Here is an 18619-nt window from a genome sequence, read left to right as displayed (position 1 = left end):
GTAAACTATATAGTGAAAATGGAGGAATACAGATGAAAGAACAAACCGTTATGACAAAACAGGGTATGCTTGAGGGCGTACGGGAAGATGGATGTATTGTATTTAAAGGCGTGCCTTATGCTGAGCCACCGGTGGGAGAACTCCGGTGGAAGGCGCCAAAGCCTCTGAAACCCTGGCAGGGTGTGTTAAAAGCGGATCATTTTGGAAACCGTCAGGCTCAGACGGACCGCCAGGATCCGGCCTCTTTTTATGGAAAGGAATTTTACCAGGATACGGTATACGCTACTCCGGTGTCAGAGGACGGACTTTACTTAAATATCTGGGTGCCGGAGGACGCCCGTGAAAAGAACGCCGGGGAAGATTCCCTACTCCCTGTTGCCTTTTATATTCACGGCGGAGGTTTTTTGGGCGGCTGCGGCCATGAAGTGGAATTTCGCACCAACGCCTATGCCAGACAGGGCGTGATCCTTGTGACCATCAATTACCGCCTGGGAATCTGGGGCTTTTTTGCTCATCCATGGCTTGCCGCGGAGGATGAGGCGGCCTGCGGCAATTATGGGATCATGGATCAGTTGGCAGCGTTAAAATGGGTTCGGGAAAATATTTCCGCTTTCGGCGGAGATCCGGAAAATATTACGATTTTCGGCCAGTCCGCCGGATGTATCAGCACCCAGACATTAATATCCTCACCCTATGCCAAAGGTCTTTTTGCCAGAGCGATTTTGCAGAGCGGCGCAGGATATCCAATACTTCTGCAAAAAGATGTGAGCCTGGAGGACGCCTTTGAGCTGGGAGAACGGATTGTGAAAAAGGCAAAGGCGGACTCTGTGGAGGCGCTTAGAGCCCTTCCGGAGGAGATACTCTGTGATATTCAGACAAAACTTATTGTTGAAAATATGAGCGCCGGCAAAGGACTGCCGTTTTGGCCAGTGATGAATGGAAAGTTCCGTACCGGTACTTTTGATGAACTGACAAGAACCGGTCAGATTGCCGATGTCCCCATTATGATCGGTTCTACAAAGGACGATATTACCGTGACCCCTGATGAGGCCAAAAACAAAAACAGCCATTTGCGGCAAAGCTGTAAGGATTTTGCCCTTGAGACAGATAAGAACAGCCACAAACCATGCTATGTCTATTATTTCCAGAGAGACCTGCCGGGGGATGAAGCGGGGGCATTCCATTCCGCAGAGCTTTGGTATATGTTCGGCACTTTGGGTCAGTGCTGGCGGCCTATGACTTCCGGGGATTTTGCCCTTTCGGATCAGATGGTCCGCTATTGGACAAACTTTATGAAGAATGGCGATCCTAACGGTGCGGGCCTTGAAAAATGGCGGCCCTGCAGGGTGGACGACCCATTTGAGATGATTTTTGACGTGGAAAAATAAGGCAGAACCATTATGTCAAGGTGGAAAAACAGGATTCTCAATCCCCTGATCATGTTCCTGGCGGGGCTGGCTTCCGGTTTCATTGTTAAAGAGATTGACATTCATTTTTATGCCCAGCATTTTGGAATATCTTTAAGCGAAATTTTTTCACAGGCCGGCGTGTGGGTGCTTATAGGCGTTGCCATCAGCCTGTTCAGCAGAAACAGAAAATATGCCATGGCCAATATTTTTACATATTGCGCGGGAATGCTGATCACATATTACCTGACGGCCATGTGGACCCATTCGGTTTACGGATGGACATTTATTAAAGGCTGGGCGGTATTTGCCTGCCTTTCGCCGGTGATGGCCTATATAGTTACATTGACCAAAGGCCGGGGATTTCTCCCCATGGTGATCAAAATCGGTATTTTTGCAGGATATATTGGGTTAAATATTCTTTTGGGTGGCTTTATTAAGATTTATGATATTTTATTTTTAATTTTATTAGTCTATCTGTTATTTATAAAAAATTTCACTCAGACTGGAGAGCGTGATGATTAATATTTTTCAGCTATCCCAGACTTTTAACGTGAGAAAATTAACACCGGATGATGTGGATCAGATTCTTAAATTAAGTCTGGGAAATGAAATTTTTTACCAATATCATCCGCCGGTGGCTACGAGGGACAGTATTCTCAAGGATATGGAGATGCTTCCGCCGGGGAAAGATCTATCGGATAAGTTTTATATTGGGATTTTTAAAGAACTGCAGTTGATAGCCGTTATGGATCTGATCAGCGGTTATCCGGATTTGGAGACCGCGTATATTGGTCTGTTTATGATGGATATAAAATTTCAGGGCAAGGGAACAGGATCGCAGATTATTGAAGAATGCGCTTGTGGCCTGAAAAAGATGGGGTACAGGAAAATACGCCTGGCCGTGGATTGGGACAATCCTCAGAGCAATAGCTTCTGGCGAAAAAATCATTTTATTGTGACTGACGAAGAAAGGTATATCTCTATGGAGAGAATATTATAGAGCGCGGAGGTAAGACAATGTACAAGATTTTGATTATAGAGGATGACACATCTATGGCAAAGGCCATGAAGAAACATCTGGAATCCTGGGGCAATACTGTGGAGTATGTGAAAGACCTGGCCCATGTGATCACAGAGTTTACCTCCTTTGATCCCCATCTTGTACTTGTGGACATTATGCTGCCTTTTTACAACGGCTATCACTGGTGCAGTGAGATCCGGAAAATTTCCAATGTTCCGGTGATTTTTATATCGTCGGCCTCGGATAACATGAATATTGTTATGGCCATGAATATGGGCGGCGATGACTTTATTGCCAAGCCTTTTGACTTAAATGTCCTCACGGCCAAAATCCAGGCTGTGCTGCGCCGGACCTATGATATGGCGGGGAAAATACCGGTGCTGGAGCATAAGGGCGCGATACTGAATTTAAACGATACAACTCTTGTCTATGAAGATCAAAAAATTGATCTGAGCAAAAATGAGTTCCGTATTTTACAGACCTTAATGGAAAATAAAGGCAAGGTGGTCAGCAGAGATACACTGATGATGCGTCTGTGGGAGAGCGATGTGTATGTGGAGGAAAATACCCTCACAGTCAATATTGCCCGGCTGAGGAAAAAGCTGGATGGCGCCGGTCTGAAAGGATTTATTACAACAAAAGTGGGCGGCGGCTATATTATACAGTAGGGAGCGAAAGACATGGTGTTTTTTAAATATTTGCGCCAGTGCCGCAGGTGTATCCTGGGAATGGTTTTGTGTCTGGGGATTTATGGGGCTATTTTTGCCATGTATAAAGAACCGTGGGCGGTGATCTGGTATCCGGCGGTTCTGTGTGTTCTTGTAGGTGTGATTTTGTTTGTTGCCGGGTTTTTGGCGTATTACCGGAGGCATAAAGAATTGCTCCATGTCAGGGACAATATTGAACTTCTCTGGAAAAAACTGCCTGCGCCTCTGAATCCTGAGGAGGAAGATTACCAGAGCCTTTTAAAGTCCCTTGGCAGCAGAAGGGATGAGGAATACTGCCGCTGGCAGTCAAAACAGGCGGAGATGGCGGACTATTACGCCACCTGGGTCCATCAGATCAAAGCGCCCATTGCTGTTATGCGTGTGATTTTACAGAGCGAGGATACCCCGTCTAACCAGGAGCTATTGTCGGAACTTTTCCGGGTGGAGCAGTATGTGGAAATGGTGCTGTACTATGTTCGTCTGGATGAAGGGGCGTCGGATTTGGTCATTGAGGAGTGCAGTCTGGACAAGATTATCCGTCAGGCGATCCGAAAGTACGCGGGACAGTTTATCCGGGGGCGTATCCGTCTGGTTTATGAGGGTACCGGACGCACCGTCCTCACCGATGAGAAATGGCTGGGATTTATGCTGGAGCAGCTTTTGTCTAACGCGGTGAAATATACGGAAAAGGGGATGGTAACTATTTCGGTGGATGACAGCGATCATCTTATTGTGGAAGATACAGGGATTGGCATAGCGCCGGAAGATATGCCCCGGATCTTTGAGAAGGGATTTACCGGATATAATGGCCGTTCCGAGAAAAAGTCTACCGGTCTTGGTCTGTATCTGTGCAAAAGCGCCGCAAAGAAACTGGGGCATAAAATTTCTGTCTCCTCGGTTCTGGGACAGGGTTCACGGTTTGTTATTGATCTTGGCCATTATGATTTTAAAGGGGAATAGGCGCTCCTTTGCTCACGATCTGGCGCTCTGATGGCTGAACCATATGAGGCAGCAGTTCAGCCCGCGCCATTCGCAAAGCCGCGCTTGCGCGCTGACCCGCGGCTGTCGCCGCTCCTTTGCTCATTGTCTGGCGCTCTGCTCATCCGAAATGGGGCGGGCTGATTTTTATGCAAGCATAAATCATCCCGCCCATTTCGGATGGCTGAACTGCTGTTACAAAATTGTCACATTGGGATGTCCTATTGTCATGCCTTTCGATGGTTGATAATGGGGCATTTTGTTATTATAAGCCTATAGAAGTTTACACAGTGATCCGGCAGATATGTTAAATCGCCGGGAATGCCTGTATAGATGGCGGCTGTCCACTCTGTAAATAGCAGCAATATTTGGTACACCAGGAGGTTTATAGAGATGTCAATTTTAGAAGTTCATAATCTGGAAAAAATTTATACGACCCGCTTTGGGGGCAATCAGGTGAGGGCTCTCCACAACGTGTCTCTGGCCGTAGAGTCTGGGGAGTATGTGGCGATTATGGGCGAGTCCGGCTCAGGAAAGACGACACTGCTGAATATTCTCGCCACGCTGGATAAGCCTACCCACGGGGACGTGATCCTTGACGGGAAGCCGGTATCCAAGATACGGGACAAAGATCTGTCCGCCTTCCGGAGAGATAATCTTGGATTTGTGTTTCAGGATTTTAATCTTCTGGACACATTTTCCCTGGAGGACAATATTTTTCTGCCCCTTGTGCTTGCCGGGCAGAAATACAGCCAGATGTCTAAAGAGTTAACTCCGCTGGCGCAAAAACTTGGCATTACCCAGCTTTTGAAAAAATACCCTTATGAAGTTTCCGGCGGGCAGAAGCAGAGGGCGGCAGTGGCCAGAGCCCTTATCACTCATCCCCGGCTGATTCTTGCCGATGAGCCTACAGGGGCGCTGGATTCCCGGTCTTCCGACGAGCTTTTGGATCTTTTCGCCCAGATCAACAGGGATGGTCAGACTATTTTAATGGTGACTCATTCCGTAAAGGCGGCCAGCCATGCAGGGCGGATCTTATTTATTAAAGACGGGGAGCTTTTCCACCAGATTTACCGGGGAGAGAATACGAATGAAGAACTTTATGAAAAGATTTCACGGACACTGACAATGATCGCGACAGGTGGTGACAGACGATGAAAATGTTTTTCTACTGGAAGCTGGCGGGGACGGGAATCTTTAAAAACCGGAGAATCTATTTCCCATATATTTTAAGTTGTATCGGCATGGTCATGATGGAGTATATTATTATATTTCTGGCAAGTGACCCCAGCGTTACAAGCCTGCCTGGAGGCGGCGACATGCAGATGTTTATCCAGCTTGGCGTTGGAATTATCGCCGTATTTTCAACATTTTTCCTCTTTTATACTAATTCCTTCCTCATGCGGAGGAGAAAAAAAGAGTTTGGTCTGTACAGCATTTTAGGTATGGGACAAAGAAACCTTGTTCTTGTATTGTTCTGGGAAAGCGTTTTTATTACGCTGATCGCTCTTATTGCCGGGGTTTTACTGGGAATTATATTTTCTAAAGGCGCCCAGATTGTTATGGCCTATATGCTCCACGCTACTGCGGGATTTTCCCTCTCTGTGGGTGGGAAAGCCATTGAAACCACATGTGTTATCTTTCTTGTGATCTTTGCCCTCCTCTTTCTCAACGGGCTGCGCCAGGTGTACCGGGCAAAGCCTGTGGAACTGCTTAAAAGCGAGACAGTGGGGGAGAAGCCGCCGAAGGCTAACTGGGCCCTTGCTATTATCGGGGTGGTTATCTTAGGGGCAGGCTACTACCTTGCCATAATCATTGAGGAGCCTCTGTCAGCCATGCTGATGTTTTTCGTGGCTGTGATCTTCGTTATCGTGGGGACTTACTTTCTGTTTATTGCCGGTTCTGTGGTCTTGTGCCGCCTGCTGAAAATGAACAAAAGGTATTATTATAAAACAAGCCATTTTATTTCCGTATCTTCTATGAGCTATCGGATGAAGCGCAACGGCGCCGGCCTGGCGGCGATCTGTATTTTAAGCACGGCGGTGCTGGTGATGATCTCTTCCACAGCTTCCCTCTATTTTGGAAGCAACAACCTGCTGGAACACCGGTTTCCACGCCAGATCACAGCCAACATGGACACAGTGGATGACGCTGCGGCGCAGAAAATTTCAGATCTGTCCGATGCTATTTTGACAGACTACGGTCTGACCAGGGAAAATACTCTTGTCTATAAAAGTCTGGATTTAAGCGGGCTCATGGAGGGGGATACGCTGTATTTTGATCAGAGCCGGCTGACCAGCCTGACCGATTACGCCGCTGTGCGCCAGATTTTCGTGATCTCCCTGGATGACTATAACCGGCTGATGAATACCGATAAGACGCTAGCGGAGGATGAGATCATGCTTTACTGCACAAAGACATCCTATCATCAGGATATCTTAAACATTGAAGGCTACGGTACAGTGAAAATTAAAGAAAACCTGGATTCCTTTGTGGCCAACGGCATTGACACCCAGCAGGTCATGGCGTCTATGTTTATATTTGTCCCGGATTTCGATACGGCTATCCAGCGTTTTGACGCCATGCTTACATCCTACGGCATGGACAGCGAAGCCATTAGCAGCTACAAACAGACCTTTTTCGGTTTTGACATGGCGGGAGATAAAGAGACACAGATCGAAATTTATAACCGGCTGACCCAGGCACTGGCCGCAGACACGTCATTTCCAGAGGCGATTCTTGAGAGCCGGGCCAGCTCCTATGACGGCTTTATGGGCCTATACGGCGGTATGTTTTTTCTTGGAATCCTCCTTGGGATTGTCTGCCTGTGCGCCGCTGTGCTGATTATGTATTACAAACAGGTGACAGAGGGCTATGAAGATCAGGACCGGTTTGATATTTTACAGAAAGTGGGAATGACCCGGAAAGAAGTGTCAAAAATTATTCATTCTCAGATTCTTACTGTATTTTTTGCCCCGCTCATCGGCGCGGGAATCCATATGGCTGTGGCTTTTAAAATACTTACGGTGCTGCTGGCCATGTTCGGCCTGTATGATACAGGATTTACGGCCATAGTGACGCTGATCTGCTTTGCAGTTTTTGCGCTCTTTTATGTGTTGGTATATTTTGGCACATCCAAGGCATATTACCGGATCGTCAGCAAGGGGAGATAATTGAAGCTTGTGAAAAAGGCGCAGCAGTTCGGCTGCGCCTTTGGTAAAATTCCCTTACGGGCTGATCAGGCTTTCGGGATTTTCGGCAGTCATCAGGGACGACATCATACATCCCCCGGCGGCGCCGGCCTTTAAAATGTCCGGCATATTTTCAGGGGTAATGCCGCCGATGGCAAAGACGGGAACGGGACTTTCTTTACAGATCAAAGAGAGAAAGTCAAGGCCCCGTCCGGGCAGTCCGGCTTTGCACTGGGTGTTAAAAATATGTCCGGCGGTCATGTAGTTTGCCCCAAGAGCGGCGGCACGCCGGGCCTCATCCAGGGAGTGGACGCTTGTCCCCACTGCCTGAAAATCTGAAAGCAGTCCGGCATTTGCCTCAAGGACCGGCAGAGGCAGATGAATGCTGCAGATTTGCGCCGCCCTGGCCGCCTGAATAAAGGTGTGGGCGAAAAGAGGAACCTTATAGTTCTGACAAATGTCCCGGCACTGGATGAGGAGATCCAGATAATCCCTCTCATTCATGTCTTTTTCCCGGAGAATGATCTTTAACGGCCGGGCTTTTGCGATAGCCCGGAGCTGTTCCAGAAAAGGCCGGCGGCAAAGATTTCTCTGGGTAACGCAGATGACCCGGCCGGAATGGGTGACATAACCGGTCTGGCCAATATGGATGGTTTGCTGGTTTTTCCCGGATTTTGCGCTGGCAGGACAGCTATTGGGAATGTTGTGATCAGCAGGCATGGTTTCTTAAATCCTCCGGGAAATCTTCCGTCCACAGGTAATCGCTGTAAACCGGCTGGAGACCGTGAGCCCGGATGGCCGTGTCAACTTCAGCCACACTTCTTGGATCTGAAATTTCAAACTGTTCGTCCCCTTTGGCTTCCTCCTCATGTCCGCCGACGCCCACACTGACGCCGGCGGATATTTTTGTAGCGGCAAGGCCGATAACGTTGTCACGGAACCCGGCCCGCTCCCGTGTGGAGATAGTAATGCCGGCATAGGGCAAAAACAGGCGGTAGGCCATCATGACCTGAAGAAGCTGAGGCTCATGGACGTCTTTGGGGTTATTTTCCTCATTGTTGATGTAAGGGCGCAGCCGTGGCGTGGAAAATGAAATTTCCGCATGGGGGTATTTGTGCTGGATAAGGCTGGCGTGAAGTCCTGTTGCGAAGGCATCTTTGCGGAAATCATCCAGGCCGAGGAGAGCGCCGAAAGCAACGCCCCGCATACCGCCCATAAGGGCACGCTCCTGGGCGTTAAAGCGGTAGGGGAAAATCCTCTTTGGCCCGGAAAGATGCATTTGCTCATATTTTACAGGATTATAAGTCTCCTGGTACACACAGACATAATCCGCGCCGCACCGGTGAAGATAGGTGTACTCGTCGGTATTTAAGGGATAGATTTCCAGGGATATGGAAGAAAAATACTTCTGGGCGATTTTCAGAGCTTCGCCGATATACTCCACATCGGACATATGGCGGGACTCCCCGGTGAGGATCAGAATATCTTTCAGACCGGTTTTGGCGATGGTGGATAGCTCCCGGTCGATCTCTTCCATAGTCAGACGTGCCCGGTGGATTCTATTTTTACAATTAAAACCGCAGTAAATACAGTTATTTTCACAATAGTTGGCAATGTAAAGGGGAGTGAAAAGGGAAATGCTGTTGCCAAAGTGCTTCCGTGTTTCCGATTTTGCCCGGCGGGCAATATCTTCCAAGTGAGGAAGGGCGGCGGGGGACAGGAGCGCTTTGTAATCCTCTACAGTGATAGCGTCGTGGTTTAAAGCCCTAAAAACATCCTGTTCTGTGTATTTTTCATAATCATAATCTGCGGTGGCGGCAAGAACCGTGTCCATAATGGAATGGTCAATGGCTTCCATGCCGTCCATATAGGTCATATGGTCTGTTTTTGCTGTATTCAATGTGAATGCCTCCTAAAAATGTTACGGCAGCAATTTGGCTATCAGGGATAGGGCGGACGAAACTGCTGCACAGATGTATCAGTCCTGCAAAAATCCAGTCAGAGGGCTGGACGCCTCGCCTTTGTGTTCGAGAACACGGCCGGGTCCGGCAAGATAGGCCAGGCGGCCCGCCTCAATGGCAAGCTTAAATGACCGGGCCATAACGGCCACATCCCCTGCTGTGGCAATGGCTGTGTTGGCCATGACAGCGGCTGCTCCGATTTCCATAGCCTCACATGCCTGGGACGGGCGTCCGATGCCGGCGTCAACAATAATGGGAAGATCAATTTCTTCAGCAAGAATTTTAACAAAATCTCTGGTGAGGAGTCCCTTGTTGCTGCCGATGGGCGCGCCGAGAGGCATGATGGCCGCTGCTCCTGCATCAGCCATAGCTCTGGCGGCGGCGAGATCCGGCATCATGTAAGGCATAACAATAAATCCTTCTTTGGCCAGGATTTCTGTGGCCTTAATTGTTTCCCGGTTGTCAGGGAGAAGGTATTTGGAATCATGTATGACTTCCACTTTAACAAAATCGCCGCAGCCAAGCTCCCTTGCCAGGCGGGCGATGCGTACAGCCTCTTTGGCGTCCCTGGCGCCGGATGTATTTGGGAGCAGTGTAATGCCTTCCGGCATATAGTCAAGAATATTCTCTTCACCTCCGGCATTGGCCCGGCGAAGGGCCAGTGTCGCCATTTCAACGCCGCCGTTTTCGATAACGGCTTTCGTCATTTCAAGAGAAAATTTCCCTGAACCTAAAATAAAACGTGAGTTAAAGGTGTGTCCTCCAATAATTAATGGATCATTCATTGTGTGTGTCCTCCTGTATATTGTGTGATCTGAAAGATACCAGGGTCAAATTTTAATTTTACCTCAACATTATCTAAAAAGAATAGGGTCAGACGGATTACGGCTGGTCAATTCCCAGGATAAGCCGCAGGACCATGTTGGCCTGGTGAGCGGCGCACAGGGCAGCTCTGGGAGCCATGAGGCAAAGGCCGTCCTCAATACCGCTTTCATTGTCCCCACACAGATAAAGGTTTTTCATGACCCTGTGGGTTTTTATGTCATTGGCACTTCCATAGCCGGCAAGACCGGAAGCGGCCACCAGTTTTTTCCCCGGCTCCTGATCCAAAATGGAATTAACAAGGGCCGCTTTTGCGTCCGGGTCATCGAAAGCCTCACAGATAATTTCACAGCTTTTAAAAATATGAGGGGCGTTTTGGGCTGTGATTTTTTCCTTGTAAAGGGTGAGGTCAATGTAGGGATTGATCTGGTAAAGCTGCTGTGCCAGCGCCTTTGTTTTATCCATGCCTACGTGGGTGAGCATATAGTGCTGGCGGTTTAAATTGGACAGATCTACCTGGTCAAAATCTGCCAAAACAAGATGACCGACGCCCAGGCGGGTGAGCATGACGGCAATGTTTGAGCCAAGGCCGCCAAGACCGGCAATGCCCACATGAGCCGCTGCCATGGCATCAAAGACCGGGCGGGTATGGCGTCTAATCAGTGCCTCGTCCAGCATTTCTTTGGTGGGAAGTATTGTCTTTTCCATCAGCCGCCTCCCACAAAATGGACAACTTCAAGAGTATCGGCGTCGGATAGCATTGTTGTTTCATAGGCCCCTTTTGGGATAATGTCCCCATTTAATTCCACAGCCACCCGATCAGAATTAAAGCCTTTCTCTTCAAGGAAATCTTTAAGGCTTAACGGCTGGGCCAGTGAATAAATTTTTCCGTTGACTTTCATTTTTTGCCTCCTTAATTGAACCATCTCTAAAGCAGGACCATCCAGGATTGCAAGCAACCTGTTTGGCCTGCTTTGAGACTGGCTTCAGTTGTATCTGATATGCCGCGCGATGCGCGGCAACACCACGGATGAAAGCCACGGATGGCTCCGTGCAACGCACTCTCGCCATCCTACCCGTATTCGTACTCTACGGGCTGCCTATGGCATCCCTCGTACTCATACGGGTTAGCGTCTCTAAAGCAGGACCATCCAGGATTGCAAGCAGCCTGTCTGGCCTGCTTTGAGACTGGCTTTCATTGTAAAAAAATGCACAAAAAGGGCCGCACCCGCGGTGGTGCGCCCCTTCAATTAACGTTACCAGTATGAAAATGATCTGTCTCGGAAATCATATAAGTGATATATTCCGAACGTAAATAACTTAGCATAAAATAGCGGATTTGTCAACAAGAAGGGACATGTTTTGATTGTATTATAAGGGACATGTTTTTGATTGTATATTTTATCCATTGATTTTCATTGGCAAATATCATATATTATAGCTGTGAGCTGCGTCAAAAAGTAAAAAAGAATTTTTCAATCTTTGATGCCGCAGCTTTCTCTGCATTTACTGCTTCCTGAAAGCATTTGAGGGTTCATGTATGGAAAGAAAAAAATGAGGAAAACTATAAGGATATTAGAATAGGAAAAGGAGTGTGACAGTGATGAAAAAAACAGCAGCTTTTTTATGCCTTATTTTATCATTAAGTCTTATGGGATGTTCTGGCAAAGACCAGACACAGGGTGAAACCGTGGCCACTAATGCCAGTGAGAGCCAGACAGTAACCGATACGCAGACAAAGCAGGAAGCTGTCCGGGCCGTATATTTGAAAAATGACCAGGGCGCTTTATTTATAAACCTTGATCAGGAGAGTCCATTTACGGGGACATTGCCCCAGGACATTACCGATGAGGATGGCAGCGCTATTTCCGCAGATGATTTAAACAGCGGAGACGTAGTGGAAGTTTACGGCGACGGTATTATGCTCAATTCCTATCCCGGACAGTATCCCGGCATTACCCGGATCGTGCGGGTAGAAAAAGAAAATCAGGATTATGTGGAAAAATACGGGGAATTGCTGGATCAGTTCTTCCCGGCGCCAGATACGTCAAATCCGCCGGAATTATCCCTTAATTATACACAGACTGACGCTATTGTGACTGCGGTGTGTGACCGGTTTGGATATACATGGAGCTATACCAACGAAAATGGTGAGACGGAGGGGATTGCTGTTGATTCAGAACATGTTCTTCAAAGCGATGGCCTTGTGACCTTCACTCTGGAAGGAGAGACTGCTATGACTGTGGTTTCCGCCTATACGCCTGAGAGTGTTACTGTAACCCGGTGGACTGAAGAGGATCGTGAGGGCAGCAAAGATTCTATCCCTGATGGCGAAAATGTGACTGTGGAAAGCACAGAGGAAGGACTGACATTTACAGCTCAGCCGGGATATATTTATGAGATCGTCGGCCAGTGGCCGGAAGGGGAGGCAACCTACGGGTTTGAAGCGGTTGAAAAATCATGATGGCCGCAGCATGGATAATCTGGACGTTGACTAAAAATAGAGATAAAAGTATATATAAAATTCCATCCTGTGGCATTAAAGACCGACGAAGATCTGATGAAACTGGCCTTTGCCACAAAGACTTACCTTCTCAACGGCGGTAAGCAGGTGCAGTTTAACGTGGTTGACCGGGATGTGTTGATCGACGCCCAGAAAAATCCTCAGAACCACCGTGATCTTATTGTCCGGGTAGCGGGATACAGCGCCTATTTCACAACACTGACAAAAATGATCCAGGACGAAGTCATTGAACGAACTGGATTTCAAAATATGTAAATACGTATAGCATAACAACGGGGCGTCACCTGATCACAGGTGGCGCCCTTTAAAATCACAGGAACATACTTTATCATTTGTGAAATAAAATCAGCTAAAATTTATGCTTTTTTGTGATGAGGACTTTCTATTGTAATGCGATATTCTTCAAGTAGTTTATTACGGTACTCTTTATCAATGGTCGCCCGTTTCAGATCATCAATGCGGGCGTCGTTTAAAAGACAGGAATACAGATGGCTCACACGTTCCGCTCCTTGTTCGAGCCCTTGTTCGAGCCCTTGTTCGAGCCCTTGTTCGAGCCCTTGTTCGAGCCCTTGTTCAAGCCCCCGTTCAAGTCCCTGTTCCTGACCTTGTTCAAGGCCTTGCGCTAATCCCTGTTCAAGTCCCTGCGCTAAGCCCTGTGCCATTCCGCGCTCATGACCTAGCTCAAGGCCCTTGTCAAAAATCATCTGACCAAGCCTTGTCATAAACATCACCTCTTTCACTTCGTCCAAATCTTCTTCATTTTTGACAAATTTTTCAGCGAAAGCATAAAGCATTGCCAAAATCTGGATCTTATCATCCTCCGAAACCTCCTTTATGATGGATACAGCCGTGAGAATGCGGTCTTTTATGGAGGATGTTCCGCCCATGACCGGAGTGAGGGCAAGTTTTACCAGATCTTCGCGGGTCAGGAGTAGCCCCTCACTCTGCATTTTTTTTAATTGGGATAAGGTGAGATCGCCGTCCTCCTCGGCCATGGATATAGGTATAGTACGGTAAGTGTTAATACCGTAATGTTCCTCATAAACCTTCTTTTTTATACCTCCGGTAAAAATAACATATGTAATCACTTCTCTTTTTGTAACATAGTGAAGATGGGCTTCATAGGAATGAAAACGCCTTAAATCTTCGTCGCCGCCATCATGGCTCTGAAATTCAAAGTGAAGATATTTCCCCGTGGTTGTTAAAAAAGTATTGTCCATGTACATATTTGTCAGTATGAGAAGAGGAAGTTCTGTGAGCCCATTGTCGGCTTCGATCTCATCGGTGATCCCCCAGAAGGGGAGCAGTTCTTTGCCAAAAAACAAATGGGCTGTCTTAAAAATAATATCTTCGTAATGTGAGTTGCCGCTCAAATAGTCATTCCTTTCGTATGATTTGTCTGTTATCTTTTGTATTATCCAGAGCGTTTATACGAAAGTAAATTTGCCTGTCTTGCTTTGAGACAGACGTTCGTTGTACCTTTTATGTTCCTGACTCTAATATACCAAATTAAAAAAGGCAGCTCAAGACCTTCGACAAAATAAACTAATTTTCCTGTAACAGTTCAGCCATCAGGGATGGGCGGGATGAACTGTTACATTTTCCCTGACATAAAACATGATCTTAGTAATATACTCATTTTCATCATCGGTGGTGATATAGTCATTGACGCAGAACTCATAAGAATCCGACAAAATTTCCAGATGATGCTCACTGCAGTAGTCCAGTATTTTTTTATAGGAATTGCCAATGGACATATAATCGCCTACATGAAAAATGCTTGCGCATAATCCCTCCGGGAGGCGGCGGATAGAGGAACTTTTGTCAGTCTTTTCAATGGGAAGAAACGCGTGGGAAGCCTGGGTACAGCGGCCGCTGATAATACGCTCCATGGGTACAATGACGCCGCACTCAAAAAAAACGGGGAGAGAATCTTTAAAGGCGCCGGCAAAACACTGTTTTGTGGCAATGCTGATTTCCCGCATAGAGTAGGGGGCATCCACTTTTTCAAGAAGAATATATTGACTGGGCACATTCTCCACAATGACGGAGACTTCCTTTTTAATATAACCTTTGGCCTGCTCCATCTGGGAGCAGCGGTGGGAGAGACGGTTTTCAATGAGGCGAAGCTCACGGATCTGTTGGCGGATAACAGTCAATTGCCTGCGCAAAACCACCAGGCTGCTATCAATAGTGTAGTCTTTCATATATTCCCGGATTTCCTTTAATGAGAATCCAATCTTTTTCATGATCAATATTGTATCCAGCTTGTCGATCTGACTGGTGCTGTAATAGCGGTAGCCGTTGTCTGGATCTACATAGGCGGGACGAAACAATCCAATCTTATCATAGTAAATTAGAGTCTGATTGGAAATATTCTGATATTTTGATAATTCCCCAATAGAAAAATAGTTGTCCATAGTTTCACCCCTTTTATGTTCCATGGCTCTTGACATTATAGTTACTATAGCCTTTATGCTTTGATTATAGAACAGCGGTTTGGCCATACAATGAATAGTCCTATTATATCCTTATAAAAGGAAAATGGCAAGGCCGCGTGACAGCGCGGAACAAACTGTTACGCTGCGCTGCAGGACTGCGGTCTTTTGTTTCCGCCGTCAAAAATGACTAGGAGGTTTTATTGTGTTAAAAAAATGGTTTTCAAGAGACAGGATACTAGATGGTCTGTCCTGGAAACGGATTCTGTTAATTATTATTGGCGCTGCCATCTGTACCTTTGGTATTCACAACATCCATCAGCGCACCAGTATTACAGAGGGTGGTGTGATCGGAATGATGCTTCTTGTGGAGCGGTGGCTTGGCTTGTCCCCGGCAGTGATTACGCCTGTGCTGGATATTACATGTTATCTTTTGGCTTTTAAATATCTGGGCGGACGTTTTATTAAGATTTCGGTAATCTCTACTATGGCTGTCTCCCTTTTTTATAAGGTCTGGGAAATGTTCCCGCCTATACTTCCGGACTTTTCTGGATACCCCCTGGCGGCTGCAGTGTGCGGCGGCCTGTTTGTAGGTGTAGGCGTAGGAATTATTGTGCGCCAGGGAGGCTCCAGCGGCGGCGATGATGCCCTGGCCCTGACGATTTCCAGAGTAACCCGGTGGCGTATTTCTCGGTCCTATCTCTTTACCGATTTCACAGTTTTGGCATTATCTCTGACTTATATTTCATGGCAAAGGATTATTTTTTCAGTGATCACGGTGACTATCTCGTCATTCCTTATTGATTATATTCAAAATATGGGAAATGACAGATCCGGGCAAACTAAAGGTAAAAAGTCTCAAAATGCAGAAGTTTCTTAAAAACAGTGAACATAGGATGTGGTGAGAAAAAACGGAGATTAAAAACTGCAGGACCGCGTTGTCAAAAAAAGAAATATCCGATATACTGTATATGAATTGGGCCGGGCTTGCAGAAAAGTGTCCGGCTTTCAATCAAAGAGGTCTAGATCAGGAGGTTCAGAGACGATGCGTTTATTATTAGAAGAGACAATGGCGCTGGTGGTGGATTATCAGGAGCGGCTTATGCCGGTCATCTACGACAATGAGGAACTTGAACGGCGCAGCGCTGTTTTGCTGAAAGGCTTAAAAACACTGGGGGTTCCCATGGTGATGACACAGCAGTATACTAAAGGGATCGGTATGACGGTTCCGGCGATTACTGAAGCTGTAGGAAGCAGTGATTATTTTGACAAAATTACTTTCAGTTGCTATGAAGACGGCGCTGTGCGGGCGAGGATTGAGGAACTTGGAAAGAAAAATGTGATTGTATGCGGTATTGAAGCGCATATTTGTGTACTTCAGACATGTATTGATCTCAAAGCTGCCGGATATACGCCGGTGCTTGTGGCGGACTGTATCAGCTCAAGAAAGTCTTATGATACAGAAATCGCGCTGCTGCGGGCCCAGAGCGAAGGCATATATGTAACTACCACGGAAGCTGTTTTGTTTGAACTTACACGCAAAGCAGGAAGCCCGGTATTTAAAGAAATTTCCCGGCTGATTAAATAGCCGGGAAAGAAGTGACATTATTTTTTATTCCACAGGGCACAGGGAAATATAACAAATTTCGTAAGCTTTAAGTTCTTCAGAAATTTCCAACTGCTGGCCGGAGGCTGTCAGATGGAGGACATTCATTGCCGGACGGGCTGTGTGCCAGAGATATTCCAGTTCATCTAAAGTGATTTCCACGGATTCCCCGAATTTTTGTAGATGGCCTAAAAGATCATTTTGTCCGGGAGTGAGCCGGGTGATCTGCTGTCGATAAGCAGTATGGGAAGTATGTATGCCTAGTCTGAAAGTATATGTGCTTCCCATAGACAGATCCTGAAGAACAATGCGATTGGTGATTTCATATTCTTTCAGATGATAATATAGATCCGGCAGAGGACAGGCATTAAATAAAAGAAGATCAAAGCGTCCGGCCTGGTCTGTGGTGATGATATATCCCGGACCATGGGCAATAAGCCATGACGGCATCTTTTTGTAGAAAAGCAGGGCATAAAAGGACGGTTTGTAGAAAGAATTTCTCGTCATCAGGCCATTGCCGCCAAAAGTGAGTGGAAGTGTGTCAAGCTGAGAAACGCCGATGTCGCTGACATGACAGTAGACAATGGGATCTGTGTGATCCAGTGTTTCTTCCATATTGCTTAAAAGGCTGCACGCCGCGATACAACTGTCATTGATAGCGTTCCTTGGGGATACGGTTATGTTCCACTGAGTGATATATACAGGAATATGTTCCATGTGGTGTTTTCTCAGAATGCCATTCATAATATCCAGCGCCATTTTGGTAAACTGCGTCTGCCGCAGCTTTACCGGCGCCTCATTTTCCCCTTTTTGGTAAGGAAAACAAAACATTGAAATAAAGTCCGGTTCGGCATCGGAAGGCCAGTGTCCCAGAAGCGTGTCGATTTCCGCGGCCATACTGGGGAGCGCGTTTCCAACAGCGCCCAGCCGTGCTTTTGGTATAAGATTTTTGATCAATTTCCGGATCAAAATAAAGGTCAGGAGGTAATTATCCCTGTAGTCCGGGTCAAGGCTTCTGTCATTGTACCAACATTCAAATCTCCACTGGGAGACGGTATCGCTGCCATAGCGGATGATCCAGTGTTTCAGGAGATTTTCGTAAAATATTGAAGAATCTTCCGGGGACAGGGCGATATCCTCTTCCGGAGGCGTTGATGTAATATTTTCGATATCTTTTAGCGGGACATCGGAGCTTTTTGTCAGGTTGATCCACGGTTTAAGGTTATGGTTTACCAGAAAGTCAAAAATACTGTCCAGATGGTTGAAATCCAGCCGTGTAGGTTCGCCAAAACCGCAGGGAAAGATCTCTTTGGAGAAAATATCCCACAGCCTCACATAAGAGATGGATAATTTTTTTGTGACGTCCAGAAGCTGCTTTTGAAAATCGGAGCGTATGAGGATACAGGCTTCCCCCGCGTTGATTGCGTCAAGCCAGGGCTTTTTGTAGGGGATCGCTGTCTTTTGGGATACCTCCATGGATGTTTCGGCCGGGGTGGGCTTTTCTTTCCGGTCACTTGATTTATATTTTTTGCGAAAGTCCGAAGGACTTAATTTAGTATACTGGCGAAAAATTTTGCTGAACACGGAACTGTTGGAAAATCCGTGTTCCATGGCGATGTCTGTGAGAGGCCGTCCGGTGGTGATCAGGTCTTTTTGGGCGTGTTCCACACGGAGTCGGTTAATATAATCGGTAAAGCTGCACTGAGTGAGCTGAAAAAAATATCTGGAGTAAGTCGCCGGCGACATATAGTTCTGCCGGGCTAGGGTGTTTAAGTGGAGCTGCTGATTATAGCTTTCATTTATGAGATGGATGGAGTTTTCCATAATTTCTGTAATTTCAGATGGGCGTTTCATAGGACTTATCCTCCCTCCTGTGTCGATGTATTTATGAAATCTTTACAGAACTATTTTATAATATGCTCAAAGAAATGTCAAAAGAAGAAAGAATGAATGGCAAAATGA

The 18619-nt window shown here is 46.8% G+C and carries 19 protein-coding genes; 11 read left to right on the top strand and 8 right to left on the bottom strand.

Going from position 1 to position 18619, the window contains the following annotated elements:
- Window positions 1-32: 32 nt before the first annotated feature.
- The 7 genes from HNP82_RS02300 to HNP82_RS02270 all read left to right on the top strand — a co-directional run bounded on the left by HNP82_RS02300 (window position 33) and on the right by HNP82_RS02270 (window position 7288).
- Window positions 33-1388 (top strand): carboxylesterase/lipase family protein, encoded by a 1356-nt coding sequence (locus HNP82_RS02300; RefSeq protein ID WP_207720537.1) that lies wholly within the window; start codon window positions 33-35, stop codon window positions 1386-1388.
- A 12-nt stretch (window positions 1389-1400) separates the two neighbouring features.
- On the top strand, window positions 1401-1931 hold the full coding sequence (locus tag HNP82_RS02295) for a hypothetical protein (protein ID WP_183771011.1): 531 nt from the start codon (window positions 1401-1403) through the stop codon (window positions 1929-1931).
- The gene (locus HNP82_RS02290; protein WP_207720525.1) at window positions 1924-2409 is read left to right on the top strand and encodes a GNAT family N-acetyltransferase; all 486 of its coding nucleotides are present in this window, start codon (window positions 1924-1926) and stop codon (window positions 2407-2409) included. The genes HNP82_RS02295 and HNP82_RS02290 overlap by 8 nt, the downstream gene beginning before the upstream one ends.
- Window positions 2410-2426: 17 nt before the next feature.
- The gene (locus tag HNP82_RS02285) at window positions 2427-3098 is read left to right on the top strand and encodes a response regulator transcription factor (protein ID WP_183771009.1); all 672 of its coding nucleotides are present in this window, start codon (window positions 2427-2429) and stop codon (window positions 3096-3098) included.
- A gap of 12 nt (window positions 3099-3110) precedes the next feature.
- Window positions 3111-4097 carry a sensor histidine kinase gene (locus HNP82_RS02280; protein WP_183771007.1) on the top strand — a complete coding sequence of 329 codons (987 nt, stop codon included), beginning with the start codon at window positions 3111-3113 and terminating at the stop codon, window positions 4095-4097.
- A gap of 411 nt (window positions 4098-4508) precedes the next feature.
- The gene (locus HNP82_RS02275; RefSeq protein WP_183771005.1) at window positions 4509-5273 is read left to right on the top strand and encodes an ABC transporter ATP-binding protein; all 765 of its coding nucleotides are present in this window, start codon (window positions 4509-4511) and stop codon (window positions 5271-5273) included.
- Window positions 5270-7288, top strand: a complete 2019-nt coding sequence (locus tag HNP82_RS02270; protein WP_183771003.1) for an ABC transporter permease — start codon at window positions 5270-5272, stop codon at window positions 7286-7288. Before HNP82_RS02275 ends, HNP82_RS02270 begins: the two co-directional genes overlap by 4 nt.
- A gap of 54 nt (window positions 7289-7342) precedes the next feature.
- Here HNP82_RS02270 and HNP82_RS02265 read toward each other — a convergent pair whose 3' ends face one another.
- The 5 genes from HNP82_RS02265 to thiS form a co-directional block, all read right to left on the bottom strand.
- On the bottom strand, window positions 7343-8026 hold the full coding sequence (locus HNP82_RS02265; RefSeq protein WP_183771001.1) for a thiamine phosphate synthase: 684 nt from the start codon (window positions 8024-8026) through the stop codon (window positions 7343-7345).
- The gene (gene thiH, locus HNP82_RS02260; protein WP_183771266.1) at window positions 8016-9182 is read right to left on the bottom strand and encodes a 2-iminoacetate synthase ThiH; all 1167 of its coding nucleotides are present in this window, start codon (window positions 9180-9182) and stop codon (window positions 8016-8018) included. The genes HNP82_RS02265 and thiH overlap by 11 nt, the downstream gene beginning before the upstream one ends.
- A gap of 102 nt (window positions 9183-9284) precedes the next feature.
- Complete coding sequence (locus tag HNP82_RS02255) at window positions 9285-10052, bottom strand: thiazole synthase (protein WP_183770999.1); 768 nt, start codon at window positions 10050-10052, stop codon at window positions 9285-9287.
- A gap of 97 nt (window positions 10053-10149) precedes the next feature.
- Window positions 10150-10797, bottom strand: coding sequence for a sulfur carrier protein ThiS adenylyltransferase ThiF (gene thiF, locus HNP82_RS02250; protein ID WP_183770997.1), 648 nt, complete (start codon window positions 10795-10797; stop codon window positions 10150-10152).
- A complete protein-coding gene (gene thiS / locus HNP82_RS02245) occupies window positions 10797-10991 on the bottom strand; it encodes a sulfur carrier protein ThiS (protein WP_183770995.1) in 195 nt (64 codons plus the stop codon). Before thiS ends, thiF begins: the two co-directional genes overlap by 1 nt.
- A gap of 701 nt (window positions 10992-11692) precedes the next feature.
- Here thiS and HNP82_RS02240 point away from each other — a divergent pair.
- Window positions 11693-12553: a hypothetical protein gene (locus HNP82_RS02240; protein ID WP_183770993.1), complete on the top strand. Its 861-nt coding sequence runs from the start codon at window positions 11693-11695 to the stop codon at window positions 12551-12553.
- A 36-nt stretch (window positions 12554-12589) separates the two neighbouring features.
- The gene (locus HNP82_RS17800; protein ID WP_183771257.1) at window positions 12590-12868 is read left to right on the top strand and encodes a glycine radical domain-containing protein; all 279 of its coding nucleotides are present in this window, start codon (window positions 12590-12592) and stop codon (window positions 12866-12868) included.
- 101 nt (window positions 12869-12969) lie between these two features.
- Here the strand turns inward: HNP82_RS17800 and HNP82_RS02230 are convergent, their stop codons facing one another.
- The gene (locus HNP82_RS02230; RefSeq protein ID WP_183770990.1) at window positions 12970-13938 is read right to left on the bottom strand and encodes a FliH/SctL family protein; all 969 of its coding nucleotides are present in this window, start codon (window positions 13936-13938) and stop codon (window positions 12970-12972) included.
- Between the two features lie 246 nt (window positions 13939-14184).
- Window positions 14185-15033, bottom strand: a complete 849-nt coding sequence (locus tag HNP82_RS02225) for a MerR family transcriptional regulator (protein ID WP_183770988.1) — start codon at window positions 15031-15033, stop codon at window positions 14185-14187.
- 223 nt (window positions 15034-15256) lie between these two features.
- On the opposite strand from HNP82_RS02225, the gene HNP82_RS02220 reads away from it, so the two are divergent.
- Both HNP82_RS02220 and HNP82_RS02215 read left to right on the top strand, forming a co-directional pair.
- Entirely contained in the window at window positions 15257-15931 is a 675-nt protein-coding gene (locus HNP82_RS02220) for a YitT family protein (protein ID WP_330599368.1), read from the top strand.
- Window positions 15932-16096: 165 nt separating this feature from the next.
- Entirely contained in the window at window positions 16097-16639 is a 543-nt protein-coding gene (locus tag HNP82_RS02215; RefSeq protein ID WP_183770986.1) for an isochorismatase family protein, read from the top strand.
- Between the two features lie 24 nt (window positions 16640-16663).
- On the opposite strand, the gene HNP82_RS02210 is transcribed toward HNP82_RS02215, so the two are convergent.
- Window positions 16664-18511, bottom strand: coding sequence for a GH39 family glycosyl hydrolase (locus tag HNP82_RS02210; RefSeq protein WP_183770984.1), 1848 nt, complete (start codon window positions 18509-18511; stop codon window positions 16664-16666).
- Window positions 18512-18619: the final 108 nt, after the last annotated feature.

The sequence above is a fragment of the Catenibacillus scindens genome, assembly GCF_014202115.1.
Classification (GTDB): Bacteria; Bacillota; Clostridia; order Lachnospirales; family Lachnospiraceae; genus Catenibacillus; species Catenibacillus scindens.
The sequence above is the reverse complement of the archived record's forward strand: the minus strand, read 5'-3'. Positions and strand labels throughout refer to the sequence as shown.

What these genes read in the sequence shown, in the direction of transcription:
- HNP82_RS02255 (WP_183770999.1), bottom strand. Translation starts at nt 10,052, where the DNA reads ATGAATGATCCATTAATTATTGGAGGACACACCTTTAACTCACGTTTT.
- HNP82_RS02280 (WP_183771007.1), top strand. Translation starts at nt 3,111, where the DNA reads ATGGTGTTTTTTAAATATTTGCGCCAGTGCCGCAGGTGTATCCTGGGA.
- HNP82_RS02270 (WP_183771003.1), top strand. Translation starts at nt 5,270, where the DNA reads ATGAAAATGTTTTTCTACTGGAAGCTGGCGGGGACGGGAATCTTTAAA.
- thiF (WP_183770997.1), bottom strand. Translation starts at nt 10,797, where the DNA reads ATGGAAAAGACAATACTTCCCACCAAAGAAATGCTGGACGAGGCACTG.
- HNP82_RS02240 (WP_183770993.1), top strand. Translation starts at nt 11,693, where the DNA reads ATGAAAAAAACAGCAGCTTTTTTATGCCTTATTTTATCATTAAGTCTT.
- HNP82_RS02290 (WP_207720525.1), top strand. Translation starts at nt 1,924, where the DNA reads ATGATTAATATTTTTCAGCTATCCCAGACTTTTAACGTGAGAAAATTA.
- HNP82_RS02275 (WP_183771005.1), top strand. Translation starts at nt 4,509, where the DNA reads ATGTCAATTTTAGAAGTTCATAATCTGGAAAAAATTTATACGACCCGC.
- thiS (WP_183770995.1), bottom strand. Translation starts at nt 10,991, where the DNA reads ATGAAAGTCAACGGAAAAATTTATTCACTGGCCCAGCCGTTAAGCCTT.
- HNP82_RS02225 (WP_183770988.1), bottom strand. Translation starts at nt 15,033, where the DNA reads ATGGACAACTATTTTTCTATTGGGGAATTATCAAAATATCAGAATATT.
- HNP82_RS02265 (WP_183771001.1), bottom strand. Translation starts at nt 8,026, where the DNA reads ATGCCTGCTGATCACAACATTCCCAATAGCTGTCCTGCCAGCGCAAAA.
- HNP82_RS02285 (WP_183771009.1), top strand. Translation starts at nt 2,427, where the DNA reads ATGTACAAGATTTTGATTATAGAGGATGACACATCTATGGCAAAGGCC.
- HNP82_RS02215 (WP_183770986.1), top strand. Translation starts at nt 16,097, where the DNA reads ATGCGTTTATTATTAGAAGAGACAATGGCGCTGGTGGTGGATTATCAG.
- thiH (WP_183771266.1), bottom strand. Translation starts at nt 9,182, where the DNA reads ATGACCTATATGGACGGCATGGAAGCCATTGACCATTCCATTATGGAC.
- HNP82_RS02210 (WP_183770984.1), bottom strand. Translation starts at nt 18,511, where the DNA reads ATGAAACGCCCATCTGAAATTACAGAAATTATGGAAAACTCCATCCAT.
- HNP82_RS02300 (WP_207720537.1), top strand. Translation starts at nt 33, where the DNA reads ATGAAAGAACAAACCGTTATGACAAAACAGGGTATGCTTGAGGGCGTA.
- HNP82_RS02295 (WP_183771011.1), top strand. Translation starts at nt 1,401, where the DNA reads ATGTCAAGGTGGAAAAACAGGATTCTCAATCCCCTGATCATGTTCCTG.